Genomic DNA, 14,809 nt, shown 5'->3' on the forward strand with positions numbered 1-14,809 from the left:
GGGGCGACACCTCGGTGGGCTACCGCTTGCACGCACGGCCCGTCGGCGCAACCATGGGGCGAACTACTTCGGGGGCTCTCATGACGGACCAGTCGGCAGCACCACAGACTCAGGACGAGCCCGAGGGTGAGCTGCAGCGCTCGATCACCGGCCGCCTCCTGTTCTTCTACGTCCTCGGCGACGTCCTCGGCTCGGGGATCTACGCGCTGATCGGGGTCATGGCGTTCACGGTCGGAGGCGCGTTCTGGATCTCGTTCGCGGTGGGCGTCACGATCGCGCTGCTGACCGGATTCGCGTACGCCGAGCTGATCACGAAGTATCCGCAGGCCGCGGGCGCGGCCCTCTACGCGCACAAGGCATTCGGCAATCGTGCGGTGACGTTCCTCGTCGCCTTCTGCCTGCTCGCGGCCACGATCGCGGCCGCCGGCACCCTGGCCCGTGTCTTCGGCGGCATCTACTTCAAGGAGTTCGTGGACGGCATCCCGGTGGCCGTCGTCGCGATCGCGTTCATCGTGGTGCTGTCGCTGCTGAACTTCCGCGGCATCACCGAGTCGGTGTGGGCCAACATGGTCATGACCCTGATCGAGACCACCGGGCTGCTGATCATCCTGGTCATCGGCGGGACGGTCCTGGCCGAGGGCGACGCCGATCTCGCCACCCCGTTCGAGCTCAACGACGGCAACCCGGGTCTCGTGGTGCTGAGTGGCGTCGCCCTCGCCTTCTTCGCGATGACGGGCTTCGAGAACGCGGCCAACATCGCCGAGGAGACCCGCGAGCCCAGCAAGGTGTTCCCGCGGGCACTGCTCGGCGGCATGGCCCTCGCAGGCGTCCTCTACATCGTCATCGCGTTCATCGCCGCGATGGTCACGCCGCTCGCGGACCTGACCGCCGACGAGGGAGAGAGCGGCAGCCTGTTGACGGTCGTGCAGGCCGGCCCGCTGGCGATCCCTGAGCTGGTGTTCTCGGCGATCGCGCTGGTCGCGGTCACCAACACCACCTTGGTCTCGCTCGTCGCCCAGTCGCGCATCATGTACGGGATGGCGCGCCAGGGCGTGCTGCCGCGGGTCTTCGCTCGTACGCACTCGAGCCGCCACACCCCCTGGGTCGCGATCATCTTCACCTCCGCGCTGGTGTGCCTGCTGCTCGTGACCGCCGACGTCGACCGGCTCGCGACCGTCACGGTCCTGTTCCTGATCGTCGTCTACGCGATGGTGTGCGTCTCGGCGCTCAAGCTCCGAGGCTCCGACGTCGACCACGACCACTACACCGCGCCCACCGCGCTGCTCTGGATCGGCGCGGCCGCCAACGCGGGCATCCTCGTCCACACCGTGATTGACGACCCCGGATCGCTCATCTGGTGCGGCGGCATCCTCGCGGTCGGAGTCGTCCTGTACTTCCTCAACAACGCCGTGATGAAGCGATCGAGCCCTCACGTCGACGATCCCGTGTCACCCAGCTGAGCGTCCACCGCCCGATCAAGGAGACAGCATGCACGTCATCATCGCCACCGACGGTTCCCAGCAGTCGCTGCGCGCGACCCGCTACCTGCGCAGCTTCGCCGATTCCGAGGCCATCACGTCGGTCGGCATCGTCGCCGTGCTCAGCCCGCTGGCCGCGGTGCCCTTTGCGGGCGACGCGACGTCGGAGAAGAACGAGGCCGCGGAGGTCTCGTTCCGCGACGCTGCCAAGCAGGCCACCAGGGAGGCCGCGGCCCTCCTGGAGGGTTGGGGGCCCAAGGTCACGACCCACGTCCGAAGCGGCAACCCGGCGACCGAGATCGTCCGGGCAGCCAAAGCGAAGAAGGCCGGGCTGATCGTCATCGCGAGCCAGAGCAGCCGCGCGGAGGCCGTGCTCATGGGGTCGGTGGCCCACAAGGTGCTCAACCACGCGACCTGCCCGGTGCTGGTCGTACGACCCGGGGCCAAGAACAAGCGCAAGTAGCGCCGGCCGCACCCAACCCAGATGTGCGGAGTCCTGCACCGTTCTGAGAGAAAAAACCGTGCAGAAGCCCGCAGATCGGGGCGGGGGTCAGCGGGTGGGGTCGTCGCTCACCTGGACCAGCAGCTTGCCGAAGTTCTTGCCCGTCAGCAGGCCGAAGAACGCCTCGGGCGCGTTCTCGAGGCCCTCGACGACGTCCTCCCGGTGGCGCAGCGAGCCGTCCGCGAGCCAGCCCGCCGCGTCCTTCTGGAACTCCTTGTAGTGAGTCTTGACGAACTCGGTCTGGATGAAGCCCCGGATCGTCAGGCTCTTGGTCAAGATCGCCTGCATGAGTCGGGGCATGCGATCGGGACCGGCCGGCGCCTCGGTCTCGTTGTAGTGCGCGACGAGCCCGCAGACCGGCACGCGGGCGTACGTGTTGAGGCGCGGCAGCACCGCGTCCCAGACGTGGCCGCCGACGTTCTCGAAGTAGACGTCGATGCCGTCCGGCACTGCGGCCTTGAGATCGTCCTTGAACGTGGGCGAACGGTGGTCGAGGGCGACGTCGAAGCCCAGCTCCTCGAGCCAGGCGACCTTCTCGGGACCGCCGGCGATGCCGACGGCGCGCGCGCCCTTGATGCGCGCGATCTGGCCCACGGCCGAGCCGACCGGGCCGGCGGCGGCCGCGACGACGACGGTCTCACCGGGCTGCGGCCTGCCGATCTCGAGCAGTCCCGCGTACGCCGTGAAGCCCGGCATGCCCAGCACGCCGACTGCCGTCGAGATCGGGGCGCGCTGCGGGTCGAGCTTGCGGACCTGACGCGCGGGCTGCACGCCGTACGCCTGCCAGCCCAGGTGCGACAGCACGATGTCACCCTCGGCGAGCGAGGGGTCACGTGACTGCACGACCTGCGCGACGGTGCCGCCCTGCATCACGGCGCCGACCTCGACCGGGGCGGCGTACGACTTGGCGTCGCTCATCCGCCCGCGCATGTAGGGATCGAGGGACAGGTAGATCGTGCGGAGGAGCACCTCTCCCTCGGCCGGCTCCGGCATCGGCACGGTCTCGAGGCGGGAGTTCTCGGCGGTCGGCTCCCCGTGGGGGCGTGAGGCGAGCAGGATGCGGGTGTTCTGCGTGGTGTCGGTCATCCCCGCCGACACTACCCGCGCACCCCGCCCCGCACTGATCTGCACGACACTGGGTCCATGACGCAGAGCAGGCCCTTCTGGCGGGCGATCGAGGCCATCCACGATGTCGTCTACTTCGCCCCCGGCGCGAAGCAGCGGTACGAGGCGGTCGGCCTCCGGGGCTACTGGATGGGCTATGTCGCGTCCCGGTCAGCGGCTCTCGGGACACCGTCACCCACGACCGTCGTCGCGTTGTTCCACGGCTTCGCGCCGGCCGTGATCGAGCGCGCGCTCCCCGACGCGTGGTCCCTGGCCTCGCGCGACGACGTCCTCGCGACCCGGTACGCCTTGGCGCGCGAGGGCCTCGCGCCGGCCCTCGAGGGGTCCGACGTGGCGGCGATCGTCCGCGCACTCACGCTGCTGCTCGAGGGAGTCGACTTCGCGGGCAAGCCGCTGGCTGCCGCGCACGCGGACCTGCCCGCACCCGACGACGAGGTGGGGCGCCTGTGGCACGCCGCGACCGCGGTGCGGGAGTATCGCGGCGACTGCCACGTCGCCGTCCTCACCGCCGCGGGGATCGACGGCTGCGCGGCCAATGCCCTCGCAGTGGCGGCGGGGCTGGTGCCCGACGCGCAGCGGACGTCCCGCGGTTGGTCCGAGGAGGAGTGGGACTCGGCAGTCGGACGTCTCGGCGCGCGAGGATGGGTCGACGCGACGGGCGCGATCACCGACACCGGTCGCGCGGCGCGGGCCCAGATCGAGGACACGACCGACCGGGTCTGCGCCGCGGGGCTCGACCGGGAGGCGACCGCCCGGGCCATCACGGTCGAGGGCGCGCTGGTCGACATCGCACGCCGCATCGAGCAGATCGGCGCCCTGCCCTATCCCAACCCGACCGGCGTGCCGCGACCCTGAGCCTGGGCCACACTGGTGCGGTGATCCTCCGCAGAAGCTTCTGGCACGCCGTCGAGACGATCCACCACGTCGTCTACTTCGCGCCCGACGCGAAGGCGACCTTCGAGCAGGTCGGCCTCAAGGGCACCTGGATGGGCTACTTCGCGTCTCGGTCGGTCGCCCTTGGCACACCGGGGCCGGAGGTCGTCATCGCGGCGTTCCACGGCTTCGCGCCGCGCATGGTGCACCGGGCGCTGCCGAGCGCCTGGGCGATGGCGTCCCGCGACGACATCCTCGAGGCCCGCTACGAGCTCGCCCGCCGCACGATCGCGCCCGGCTTCGAGGGCGTGGACGTGCCCGCGCTCGCCACGGGCCTGCAGTCGGCGCTTCCCGGCCTGCAGCTCGCGGGGCGACCGCTGGCTGCGGGGCACGTCGGTCTGCCCGTCCCCGAGGACGATCTCGGGGCGCTGTGGCATGCGGCCTCCGCACTGCGGGAGCTCCGCGGCGACTCGCACGTCGCGGTGCTGACCGCCGCGGGGATCGACGGGGTCGAGGCCAACGTCCTCGCGGTCGCCGCCGGGCTGGCCATGACCGGACAGCAGCAGCTGCGCGGCTGGACCGACGAGGAGTGGGAGGCAGCAGCCGCACGGCTGCGAGATCGCGGCTGGATCGACGCCGCCGACGCGATCACCGAGGACGGCATCGCGGCGCGTACGCAGATCGAGTCCGACACGGACCGGGCCACGCAGGCCGCCGTCAGCGCCGAGGCGACCCGGCACCTGGCCTCCGTCGCAGACCTGGCCGTGCAGGCGTCCAAGCAGATCGTCGCCGCCGGGATCGACCCGACCGGGCACTGACCATGGCGTCCCCGGCGGTGGAGATCGAGGTGGGCCCGCGGGTCGTCCGCGTCTCCAACCCCGACCGGGTCTACTTCCCCGACCACGGCTGGACCAAGCTCGACCTGGTCGACTACTACCTCGCGGTCGGCGAGCCCATCGTCAACGCGCTCCGCGACCGGCCGTGCATGCTCCACCGGTTCCCCAAGGGGCTCGCCGGCGACAAGGTGCACCAGAAGAAGGTGCCGAGCGGCGCTCCCCCGTGGCTCGAGACCGTCAGCATCCACTTCCCCCGCTTCGACCGCGACGTCGACGAGGTCTGCGTCACCGAGCTGGCGACGGTCATCTGGGCCGTGCAGATGTCGACCGTGGAGTTCCACCCGTGGAACAGCCGACGGGCGGACGTCGAGAAGCCCGACGAGTGGCGCATCGACCTCGACCCGGGGCCCGAGTGCGACTTCGCGACGGTCGAGCGCGTCGCGCAGGTGACGCACGAGGTGCTGGACGAGCTGGGGGCCACCGGCTTCCCGAAGACGTCCGGCGGGTCGGGGCTGCACGTGTACGTCCGGATCGCGCCCGAGCACGGGTTCACCGACGTACGCCGGGCTGCGCTCGCGTTCGCCCGCGAGGTCGAGCGGCGCTCCCCCGACGTCACGACGGCGTGGTGGCGCAAGGACCGCGATCCGAGCAAGCTGTTCGTGGACTACAACCAGAACGCGCGGGACCACACGATCGCCGCCGCGTACTCGGTCCGCGGCTTCCCCGACGGGCGGGTCTCGACTCCGGTCATGTGGTCCGAGATCGGTGACCTCGATCCCCACGACTTCACGATCGCGACCGTCCCGCCACGTCTGGAGCGCCTCGGCGACCTGCACGCGGACATCGACGACGCGGTGTTCGACATCCGCCCGCTGCTCGAGTGGGCCGACCGCGACGAGCGCGACGATCCGGCGAGCGTCATCCCGGACGAGGCGTGAGCCGTCGGCCCGGGACGACGTCGTGCCGGGTCAGGCGACCTCGACCTCGAGGGTGACGTCGACGTTGCCGCGGGTCGCGTTCGAGTAGGGGCACACCTGGTGCGCGACCTCGACGGCCTTCTCGGCGTCCTCCTGCGAGACGCCGCCGCCGAGCTCGACGTGCAGCGTGATCGCGAGGCCGAATCCGCCCTCGTCGTTCGGGCCGATGCCGACCTCGGCGGTGACGGCCGAGTCCTCGATCTGGACGCCGTGCTGCTTGCTCGACGCCTTCAGCGCGGAGTGGAAGCACGCGGCGTAGCCGGCAGCGAACAGCTGCTCAGGGTTGGTCGCCCCGCCGGCGCCGCCCATCTCCTTGGGGGTGCGGACGTCGGCGTCGATCAGTCCGTCGTTCGAGCGGACGTGGCCGTTGCGGCCATCGCCCTCGGAGGTGGCGACGGCGGTGTAGAGGATCTGCGAAGGCATGAAGTCTCCCAAGAATTGGAGTAGACGAACTAGTACGTCTACTATAGAACCACGTCCCCACCCTTCCGCAAGAGCAGGTGCCACATGAGCGTCATCGAGATGAAGCCGGTCCGCGAGCGCATCCTCGACGCCGCGACCGAGCGCTACTACGCCGAGGGCATCCGCGCGGTCAGCGCGGACAAGCTGATCGCCGCCGCCCACGTGTCGAAGGTGACGTTCTACCGCCACTTCCCGAGCAAGGACGATCTCGTCGCGGCCTACCTCGCGGCCCGCGCGGCCGAGGAGGAGGACGCGATCACCACGCGGCGCCGGGCGTCCCCGGACGATCCGGGCGCGGTGCTGCGCTGGTACGCCGACCTGGTCGGGGAGGTCGGCTGCGCCCCTGGGTTCCGCGGCTGCCCGTTCATCAACGCCGCGGCCGAGCTGCCCGAGGCCGATCACCCCGGCCGCCGGGTCATCGCCGACCACCGCGCCTGGCTCGTCGCGCAGATCCGCGAGCTCCTCGACCAGCTGGACGTCAGCGACAGCGCGACCAAGGCCGAGCAGCTCATGATGCTCCGCGACGGGGCGATGGTGTCGGGCTACGTCGGCCGGCAGCCCGAGCAGGTCGCGGCCGCCCTCACGGCGGGTGCCCGCGCGATCATCGGTCGCTGAGCCGCGTCAGCGCCGCCCTCCGGGGTAAGGACCGGCCATGGACGTGCTGGACGACATCTGGACGCCGGGCATCGACCTCGCGATCTGCGGCACGGCCGTCGGCCCGTGCGCATTCGACCGCGGTCACCACTACGCCCAGCGCGGCAACGCGTTCTGGCGGCTGCTGCACGACAGCGGGCTGACACCCGAGCTGTTCACCCCTGCGGACGAGTCACGCCTCCCGGCGCTCGGGATCGGGCTCGTGGACCTCGTCCGCGATCTCGCCCCTCCGGACCTGTTCGACGTCGACACCTTCATGGCGACGCTGCGTGAGGCGCGTCCGGCCTGGATCGCGTTCAACGGACGGGTCGGCGCCGATGCCGTCGCGCGTACGCTCGGCGAGCCCCGGCCGGCGCTCGGACGCCAGCGCTGGACCATCGCGGACGCACGGGTGTTCGTGCTGCCGAGCAGCAGCGGTGCCAACCAGCGCAAGGACCACGGTGGACGACCGGACCGGCTCTCCTGGTGGTCCGAGCTCGCGTCGTTGGTCGCGGCGGACCGCGCGGCCTGAGGGCTCGGCGCGATCACGGGGTCGTATCGTGTCATCCCGTGCCCCCGCTGAGACGTCCGTCCACCCCGCCCGCAGTCGACGGCCTGGCCGCCGACCCGCTCCTTCACGAGCCGGTCACCCCGCCGTCCGCAGACGTGCGCGCGCAGGCCACGGCCCGTCTCGCCGCTCTCGCGACGCCCCCGGGCGCGCTGGGCCTGCTCGGCGATCTCGCGGTGTGGATCGCGACGGTCCAGGGCCAGGTGCCCCCGGCCCCCGTCGACCGAGTCCGTGCGGTCATCTTCGCCGGCGACCACGGCGTCGCCGATCACGGCGTCTCCGCGTTCCCCAAGGCGATCACGCCCGCGATGGTCCGCACGTTCCTGCTCGGCAAGGCGGGGGTGTCGGTCCTCGCGGCGCAGCACGGGGTGAGCGTCCGCGTGCTCGACCTCGGCGTCGAGGACGACCTCGACGGCGTCCCCGACGAGGTGACCGCCTTCAAGATCCGCCGTGGCAGCGGTGCGATCCACCTCGAGGACGCGCTGACCGAGGACGAGACCCTCCGCGCGATCGCTGCCGGCGAGACCGTCGCGGCCGAGGAGATCGCCGCCGGTGCGCAGCTGCTCATCGGTGGCGACATGGGCATCGGCAACACGACCCCCGCGTCCGCCCTCATCGCCGCGTCGCTGGGCCTCCCCGCGCACGAGGTCACGGGCCGTGGCACCGGGATCGACGAGGCCGGCCTGGTCCACAAGACGCAGGTCGTCCAGCAGGCGCTGGACCGCGCCGGTGACCGGGTCGCCGACCCGCTCGAGACCTTGACCGCGCTCGGCAGCGCCGACCTGGCGGCCGCCGCGGGGTTCATGGCTGCCGCAGCCCGCGCGGGCGTACCTGTCCTGCTCGACGGCGTCATCTCGGTCGCCGCCGCGATCATGGCCGAGCGGCTCGCACCCGGCGCCGCCTCCTGGTTCGCCGCGGGCCACCGCTCGACCGAGCCCGCGCAGTCGTTCGCGCTGGACAAGCTCGGGCTCGTGCCCGTCCTCGACCTCGGGATGCGGCTCGGCGAGGGCAGCGGGGCCGTCGCGGCCGTGCCGGTCGTACGCTCCGCGGCCCTCCTGCTGTCCGAGGTCGCGCTGCTCTCGGACCTCACCTGATGTCCGGGTCGGAGCCCCTGGTCGTCGTCGAGCGCCGGGGCCGCCTCGGCGTGCTGGTGCTCAACCGGCCCCGGGCGATCAACGCGCTGGTCCCCGAGATGGTCCATCTCATGCAGCGAGCCCTCGACGACTGGGCCGCCGACGACGACATCGCCACGGTCCTGGTGACGGGGCGCGGCGACCGTGGGCTGTGCGCGGGCGGCGACCTCCAGGGCATGTACCGCTCGGCGCGCGAGGGGACCAAGGAGTCCGTCGACTTCTGGCGCGACGAGTACGTCCTCGACCACACGATCGCGACGTACCCGAAGCCGGTCGTGGCCCTCATGGACGGCCTCGTGCTCGGCGGCGGCGTGGGCATCTCGGCGCACGCCCGGCACCGGATCGTGACGGAGCGGTCGTCGGTCGGCATGCCCGAGACCCGCATCGGCTTCGTCCCCGACGTGGGCGGGCCGTGGCTTCTCGCCCGCGCGCCCGGCGACCTGGGCACGCACCTCGCGCTGACCGCCGCGAACGCGGACGGAGCGGATGCGATCGCCCTCGGCCTGGCCGACGTCCTGGTGCCCAGCGACCGGCTGGCCGAGCTCGAGCTCGCGCTGGAGACCCAGGATCCCGAGGCGGTCCTCGACGGGCTCGCGATCCGGCCGCCGGCGTCCTCGCTCGCGGCCCAGCGGCCCTGGATCGACGAGGCGTACGCGGGCGACGACGTGCTCACGATCGTCGCGCGGCTCCGAGGCTCCGACGTCGACGCCGCCCGTGCCGCGGCCGACGACATCGAGGCCCGCTCGCCCACCGCGGTCGTGCTGACCCTGGCGGCCCTGCGCCGCGCCGCGACGCTCCCGGATCTGCGCACCGCGCTCGACCAGAACCTCGCGGTCTCCACGTATCTCCTGAGCGTCCCCGACATGGCCGAGGGCATCCGCGCCCAGGTCATCGACAAGGACCGCTCGCCCCGCTGGGACCCCCCGACCCTCGCCGCCGTCGACCCCGCCCCCTTCACCCACCTCTTCACCTGACCCCGCCCGTTCCCCGCTTCCGGTTTCCCGCTGCCGGTTTCCCACGGGACCGTGGGGTTTCGTCACTTCCCTAGCGTCACGACGCGAGGGAAGTGATCAATTCCCACGGGACCGTGGGAAACCGGCAACCGGTCAGAGGCGGAGGACGCGGCCGGAGATGACGAGGAGGACGTCGTCGCACTCCTCGGCGATGCCTTGGTTGACGACGCCGAGGAGGTCGCGGAAGAGCCGGCCCGACCGCTGCTCGGGGACCACGCCCATGCCGACCTCGTTGGTCACCACGACGACCGTGCCCTCGTGCTCCGCGATCGCCCGGGCGGTCTCGTCGACCCGGTCGAGCAGCACGGGCTCCCACTCGTCGCGCAGCTGGTCCCAGCCGTCGAGCTCGTCGAGCAGCGCGGTCAGCCACGTGCCGAGACAGTCGATCAGCACGTCGCCCTCGGCGTCGCGCACCGCCGCGGCGAGATCCTGCGTCTCGACCGTCGCCCAGTGCTCGGGGCGCCGGGCCCGGTGGCTCTCCACGCGCGCAGCCCAGTCAGGATCGACGGCTTCGTCCGGCGGCGGGCCGGGCGCGACGTACGTGACGTGGGTCGAGGCGATCAGCAACGACTCGGCGTGGAAGGACTTTCCTGAGCGCACTCCGCCCGTGACCAGAACCTTCATGTCACCTCGCTAGGGGTCGAAGCGAGCCTAACCGCCGCCGGCCCGATCAGCCACCGCCGAGCGAACGCGCGACGTCACGCCCGGCCGCGATGCAGCCACGGGGCGAGCAGACCGGTCACCCACGGCAGCAGCACGTACGTCATCAGGGGCGTCATGACGCACACCGTCAGCAGCACCCGGGCCGCGAGCCACCAGTCGCTGAGGTAGACGCGACCCAGCTCGTTGGCGACCAGGCTCAAGGGGAAGAACACCAGGAAGATCGCCACCATCTGCTTCCAGCGCGGCGGCGGCTGGGCCGCAGTCCGCAGGTCGGCCGCGTCGACGCTGGTCGGCTCGTCGAACCAGCCCTCGATCCCGGTGCGGTGCTCCCGCGACGCCTCGGCGACGAAGCCCTGGCCCGAGTCGAGCCACCACCGGCGTTGCGCCGAGCTCTCCCACGCCTCGAGGGACTCCGGCGAGTCGAACCGGTAGAGCATGTGCCACTGCGTCGAGTCCACCCCCGGGCGCACCCACCCCGACCCAAGGAAGCCGTCGAAGCGTTCGGCCAGCTCGGTGCCCGCCCGGAGCCAGGCGTGCATCTGGTCCTCCTGCGACGGATCCACGTGTCGCGCGATCGAGACGGTGACGGGTCCGGGCATGGGCCTCATCCTAGGAGTGCCGGGGAATGCAAAGACCCCCGGAGCCAGGCTCCGGGGGTCTTGCGGTGATCTAGTTCAGATCAGTGGGATCAGAGGGGACGGATGTTCGTCGCCTGCAGGCCCTTCTGGCCCTGCTCCACGTCGAACTCGACCTTCTGGTTCTCGTCGAGCGAGCGGTAGCCGCTCGTCGCGATGGCCGAGAAGTGCGCGAACACGTCCTCGCTGCCGTCGTCGGGGGCGATGAAGCCGAAGCCCTTGTCAGCGTTGAACCACTTCACAGTTCCTGTAGCCATTGTCTTGCTCCTTCTTGCGAATTGCCGTCCGCGCCTTTCGCGAACAGCCGTCGCGACACACATCCAACCGAGAAGAAATCAAGACCACTAACATGGAACATCATTCGTTCGTACAGCCCAACGTCGTGCAACTGATGTCTACCCTAGCGTGTTTTCGTCCCGATGTGGGAATCGGCCACCGAATCGACGTAGCGGGCGCGTCGCGATGCCCGCCGAAGCGTTGCAAGGACGGCAGGTCCGAGCACCACGAGAGCAATCGTGTTGGTGATCGCCCGCCCCGTGTCCCAGCCCGCGGTCGAGGTCAGGAGCGTGTAGATCCCGAAGCGGTGCAGGTTGTCCAGCAGGGGCGCGCCGGGGACGAACGAGAGACCGCCCTCGTGGCCGGGCACCTCGACGCCGAGCAGGAACGGCCATGACGACATGTTCATGAGCAGTCCGAAGAGGTACGAGACCACGATCCCGTAGACGATCAGCACGGCGATCTCCGCGCGACCGGTGAATCTGCGCGGCAACAGGCCCGCTCCCATCCCGATCCATGCCGAGGCGAGCATCTGGAACGGCATCCACGGCCCCACCCCCGAGGTGAGCAGCGCCGAGGCGAACAGCGACGTGCAGCCGAGCACGAATCCGAAACCGGCACCGAACACGCGCCCGGCAAGGATCAGCAGGAAGAAGACCAGCTCGATGCCCGCCGTCCCGGCCCCGAGCGCCCGCATCGCCGCATTGATCGCGGTGAGCACCCCGAGCATCGCCAACGCCTTGGAGTCCATCCCGCCCTCGGTCAGCTCCGCGACCACGACGCCCACGATCAGGGGCAGCAGCAGGAGGAAGAAGAATGGCGGGTCGACGCGGGTCGCGTCCGGGTCGGGCTGCAGCAGCAGCGGCCACACGAACATCATGAGGCCGGCGACGGACGCGACCGTGATGACCGCGACCGACCGGGGACGCACGCGGATCGCAGCGCCCGCCCTCATGCCAGCGCCTCCGCGACCTGCTCGACGGTCAGCCACTCCGGGCCGAGGATCTTGGACACCTGCGGGGCGAACGCGGGCGACTCGGCCAGCACCTTGGTCGTACGCCCGGTGGACACGACCTCGCCCTCGGCCATGACGACGCACCTGTCGGCGACATGGGCGATGAACTCGATGTCGTGGCTCGCCACCAGCACGGCCCGGCCCTCAGAGGTGATGGAAGCGAGGATCTCGGCGAGCGCGGCCTTCGCGAGGTAGTCCAGGCCCCGCGTCGGCTCGTCGAGGGCCACGACGGCGGGGCTCGCGGTCAGCACGATCGCCAGGACCAGCGAGAGCCGCTGCCCCTCGGAGAGATCGCGGGGGTGGACGTCGCCGCGGATGCCGGGGGCCAGCCGGTCGAGGATCCCCCGGCAGGTCCCGGACGCCGCCTCGGCCTGGCTGTCGGCAGCCGCACACTCCTGGTCGACGGACTCGAGGTAGAGCAGATCGGTCGCGGTCTGGGGCACCAGGCCGACGAGCGCGCGCGCCTGGCTGCTGGACAGCTCGCCGGGGTCCTGCCCGTGCACCGAGACCGAGCCGGAGCGCCGCTTGCCGGTGCCCTGCACCGCCCAGAGCAGGCTCGACTTGCCCGATCCGTTGCGTCCCATCAGCGCCACGACCTCACCTGCCGGCACCTCGAGGTCGACGTCGCGGACCGCGACCAACGAGCCGTACGTGACCGAGATCCCGGTGGCCGTCAGCAGCGGCGGCGCCGACTCGTCCGACGGGGTCCGCGGCGGCGTCAGCTCGCCGAGCGAGCCACGCATCCGGCGGGCCTCACGCACCGACAGCGGCAGCGGCGACCAGCCGGCCAGCCGGCCCAGCTCGACGACCGGAGGCGCGACGACGGAGTCGACGAGCATCTCGGCGGGCGGGCCGTCCCGGACGAGGCCGTCCTCGACCAGGACGAGCCGGTCCGCGAACGGGATGACCCGCTCCATCCGGTGCTCCGCGACCACGACCGTGAGCCCGAGGTCGTCGACCAGGCGCGCGAGAGTCGCCAGGACGTCCTCCGCTGCCGTCGGGTCGAGCGCCGACGTGGGCTCGTCCAGCACCAGCACCCGCGGGTGCATCGTCAGGACGGCGCCGATCGCGACGCGCTGCTGCTGACCGCCCGAGAGCGTCCGCAGCGGCCGCGATCGCAGCGCGGCGATGCCCAGCAGGTCGAGCGTCTCCTCGACCCGGCGACGCATCGTCTGCGGGTCCAGCCCGAGCTGCTCCATGCCGTACGCGAGCTCGTCCTCGACGATGTCGCTCACGAAACCCGCGAGCGGATCCTGACCGACGTAGCCGATGACGTCCGCGAGCTCTCGCGGTGCGCGGCCGCGGATCGACCTCCCGTCGACCAGCACGTCGCCGGCCAGCTCCCCGCCCGTGAAGTGCGGCACGAGGCCGTTGAACGTCCCGAGCAGCGTCGACTTGCCCGAGCCGGTCCGTCCGGCGACGAGCACCAGCTCGCCCTCGGGGAGGGTCAGGTCGACGTCGCGCAGGGTCGCCGCAGCCGCCCCGTCGTGGCGGAACGAGAGTCCGCGCAGCTCGATCATCGCCGCACCTCCGCCATCGGGTCGAGCACCGGAGGGGGCGTCAGGAAGGCCGGCACGACGCCGATCATGACAGCGAGCAGGGCGCCGGCCGACAGCGCGGGCAGCTCGGAGACCGGCGACAGGATGACCGTTGGCTCCCGATCGGCCAGGACGCTCACCAGCACGGCGGGCAGCAGCCCTGACGCGACCGCGACGAGCTCTCCTGCTCGCCACCGGTCCGGCCGGTAGCGGGTCCGCTCGACGCGCCGCCCCGCCGCGACGAATCCGAGCGTGGCCAAGGCGATCCCCGCCACCAGCATCGGCCACGACAGCAGCCGGGGTGCCGTCGCATCGAGGAATCCGTACGTGCCGACGCACAGACCGATCAGACCGGCCAGCATCAGCGCGCCCGTCCAGGCCCGTTCCCGGCTGGTTGCCTGGCCCGACCGGCCATAGCCCCGTGCGTCCATGCCCGCGGCCAGCGTCATCGACCGCTCCAGCGCGTCCTCCAGCACCGGCACGATGATGCGCCGCAGTGACGACACCCCCTTGCCCGGGTCACCGCGCAGCCGACGTGCACGGCGTACGCGCTGCACGCTCTCGGCCAGCTGCGGGAACACCGACAGCGCGACCACGACCGCGGTGCCGACCTCGTAGAGCGCAGGGGGCAACGACTTCAGCAGCCGCTTGGGGTTCGCGAGGGCGTTGGCCGCTCCCACGCAGATGACGATCGCGGCCAGTCGCATGCCGTCGTACAGGCCCCCCAGCAGGGAGTCCCGCGTGACCGCGCCGAGCAGGGTGATCCCCGCGGCGGCGTCCGGGAGCGGGATCTCCGGCAGCCGGAACAGCACCGGCCCGCCCCCGCTTCCCCCGACCAGGATCCGGAACAGCACGCGGATCACAACGATCGCGAGACCGAGGTAGAGGTAGATCCGAAACGACATCGCCCACGGGGCCTCCGTGCGTCGCGCCACCACCACGAGGCAGACGACCAGCACGATCAGCAGGATCAGCACCGGGTTGGCCATCTGCGACACGGCAGCCGCCAGCCCCAGGGACCAAAGCCACCAGGCCCCTGGGTGCAGGTCACGCGGCAGCACGGTCGACCGCTCGATCATCGT

17 protein-coding genes are annotated in these 14,809 nt (G+C 71.4%); 9 read left to right on the forward strand and 8 right to left on the reverse strand.

Features of this window, described 5'->3' with window-relative positions:
• Positions 1 to 80: 80 nt before the first annotated feature.
• Together GEV26_RS16215 and GEV26_RS16220 are read left to right on the forward strand one after the other, a co-directional pair.
• Positions 81 to 1,460, forward strand: coding sequence for an APC family permease (locus GEV26_RS16215; RefSeq protein WP_153654598.1), 1,380 nt, complete (start codon positions 81 to 83; stop codon positions 1,458 to 1,460).
• Positions 1,461 to 1,488: 28 nt separating this feature from the next.
• Positions 1,489 to 1,941: a universal stress protein gene (locus tag GEV26_RS16220; protein ID WP_153654599.1), complete on the forward strand. Its 453-nt coding sequence runs from the start codon at positions 1,489 to 1,491 to the stop codon at positions 1,939 to 1,941.
• Between the two features lie 87 nt (positions 1,942 to 2,028).
• On the opposite strand, the gene GEV26_RS16225 is transcribed toward GEV26_RS16220, so the two are convergent.
• Positions 2,029 to 3,066, reverse strand: a complete 1,038-nt coding sequence (locus GEV26_RS16225) for an NADP-dependent oxidoreductase (RefSeq protein WP_153654600.1) — start codon at positions 3,064 to 3,066, stop codon at positions 2,029 to 2,031.
• 57 nt (positions 3,067 to 3,123) lie between these two features.
• Here GEV26_RS16225 and GEV26_RS16230 point away from each other — a divergent pair, with 57 nt between their 5' ends.
• The 3 genes from GEV26_RS16230 to ligD are packed head-to-tail and all read left to right on the forward strand — an operon-like array spanning position 3,124 to position 5,752.
• Positions 3,124 to 3,960 carry an SCO6745 family protein gene (locus tag GEV26_RS16230; RefSeq protein WP_153654601.1) on the forward strand — a complete coding sequence of 279 codons (837 nt, stop codon included), beginning with the start codon at positions 3,124 to 3,126 and terminating at the stop codon, positions 3,958 to 3,960.
• Between the two features lie 20 nt (positions 3,961 to 3,980).
• Positions 3,981 to 4,796 carry an SCO6745 family protein gene (locus tag GEV26_RS16235; RefSeq protein ID WP_153654602.1) on the forward strand — a complete coding sequence of 272 codons (816 nt, stop codon included), beginning with the start codon at positions 3,981 to 3,983 and terminating at the stop codon, positions 4,794 to 4,796.
• Between the two features lie 2 nt (positions 4,797 to 4,798).
• Positions 4,799 to 5,752: a non-homologous end-joining DNA ligase gene (gene ligD / locus GEV26_RS16240; RefSeq protein WP_153654603.1), complete on the forward strand. Its 954-nt coding sequence runs from the start codon at positions 4,799 to 4,801 to the stop codon at positions 5,750 to 5,752.
• Between the two features lie 30 nt (positions 5,753 to 5,782).
• On the opposite strand, the gene GEV26_RS16245 is transcribed toward ligD, so the two are convergent.
• Positions 5,783 to 6,214: an organic hydroperoxide resistance protein gene (locus GEV26_RS16245; protein ID WP_153654604.1), complete on the reverse strand. Its 432-nt coding sequence runs from the start codon at positions 6,212 to 6,214 to the stop codon at positions 5,783 to 5,785.
• Between the two features lie 84 nt (positions 6,215 to 6,298).
• On the opposite strand from GEV26_RS16245, the gene GEV26_RS16250 reads away from it, so the two are divergent.
• The 4 genes from GEV26_RS16250 to GEV26_RS16265 are packed head-to-tail and all read left to right on the forward strand — an operon-like array spanning position 6,299 to position 9,561.
• Positions 6,299 to 6,868, forward strand: coding sequence for a TetR/AcrR family transcriptional regulator (locus GEV26_RS16250; RefSeq protein WP_153654605.1), 570 nt, complete (start codon positions 6,299 to 6,301; stop codon positions 6,866 to 6,868).
• Positions 6,869 to 6,905: 37 nt separating this feature from the next.
• Positions 6,906 to 7,418, forward strand: a complete 513-nt coding sequence (locus GEV26_RS16255; protein WP_153654606.1) for a mismatch-specific DNA-glycosylase — start codon at positions 6,906 to 6,908, stop codon at positions 7,416 to 7,418.
• A 38-nt stretch (positions 7,419 to 7,456) separates the two neighbouring features.
• Complete coding sequence (gene cobT / locus GEV26_RS16260) at positions 7,457 to 8,548, forward strand: nicotinate-nucleotide--dimethylbenzimidazole phosphoribosyltransferase (protein ID WP_243838798.1); 1,092 nt, start codon at positions 7,457 to 7,459, stop codon at positions 8,546 to 8,548.
• On the forward strand, positions 8,548 to 9,561 hold the full coding sequence (locus GEV26_RS16265) for a 3-hydroxyisobutyryl-CoA hydrolase (RefSeq protein ID WP_153654607.1): 1,014 nt from the start codon (positions 8,548 to 8,550) through the stop codon (positions 9,559 to 9,561). Before cobT ends, GEV26_RS16265 begins: the two co-directional genes overlap by 1 nt.
• A gap of 132 nt (positions 9,562 to 9,693) precedes the next feature.
• On the opposite strand, the gene cobU is transcribed toward GEV26_RS16265, so the two are convergent.
• The 6 genes from cobU to GEV26_RS16295 form a co-directional block, all read right to left on the reverse strand.
• Positions 9,694 to 10,224: a bifunctional adenosylcobinamide kinase/adenosylcobinamide-phosphate guanylyltransferase gene (gene cobU, locus GEV26_RS16270; protein WP_153654608.1), complete on the reverse strand. Its 531-nt coding sequence runs from the start codon at positions 10,222 to 10,224 to the stop codon at positions 9,694 to 9,696.
• A gap of 74 nt (positions 10,225 to 10,298) precedes the next feature.
• Entirely contained in the window at positions 10,299 to 10,862 is a 564-nt protein-coding gene (locus GEV26_RS16275; RefSeq protein ID WP_153654609.1) for an antibiotic biosynthesis monooxygenase, read from the reverse strand.
• A gap of 89 nt (positions 10,863 to 10,951) precedes the next feature.
• Complete coding sequence (locus GEV26_RS16280; RefSeq protein WP_056208020.1) at positions 10,952 to 11,155, reverse strand: cold-shock protein; 204 nt, start codon at positions 11,153 to 11,155, stop codon at positions 10,952 to 10,954.
• 143 nt (positions 11,156 to 11,298) lie between these two features.
• A complete protein-coding gene (locus GEV26_RS16285; protein ID WP_153654610.1) occupies positions 11,299 to 12,129 on the reverse strand; it encodes an ECF transporter S component family protein in 831 nt (276 codons plus the stop codon).
• Positions 12,126 to 13,709 (reverse strand): ABC transporter ATP-binding protein, encoded by a 1,584-nt coding sequence (locus GEV26_RS16290; protein ID WP_153654611.1) that lies wholly within the window; start codon positions 13,707 to 13,709, stop codon positions 12,126 to 12,128. Before GEV26_RS16290 ends, GEV26_RS16285 begins: the two co-directional genes overlap by 4 nt.
• On the reverse strand, positions 13,706 to 14,806 hold the full coding sequence (locus GEV26_RS16295) for an energy-coupling factor transporter transmembrane component T (protein WP_153654612.1): 1,101 nt from the start codon (positions 14,804 to 14,806) through the stop codon (positions 13,706 to 13,708). Before GEV26_RS16295 ends, GEV26_RS16290 begins: the two co-directional genes overlap by 4 nt.
• Positions 14,807 to 14,809: the final 3 nt, after the last annotated feature.

This window comes from Aeromicrobium yanjiei (genome assembly GCF_009649075.1).
GTDB lineage: Bacteria > Actinomycetota > Actinomycetes > Propionibacteriales > Nocardioidaceae > Aeromicrobium > Aeromicrobium yanjiei.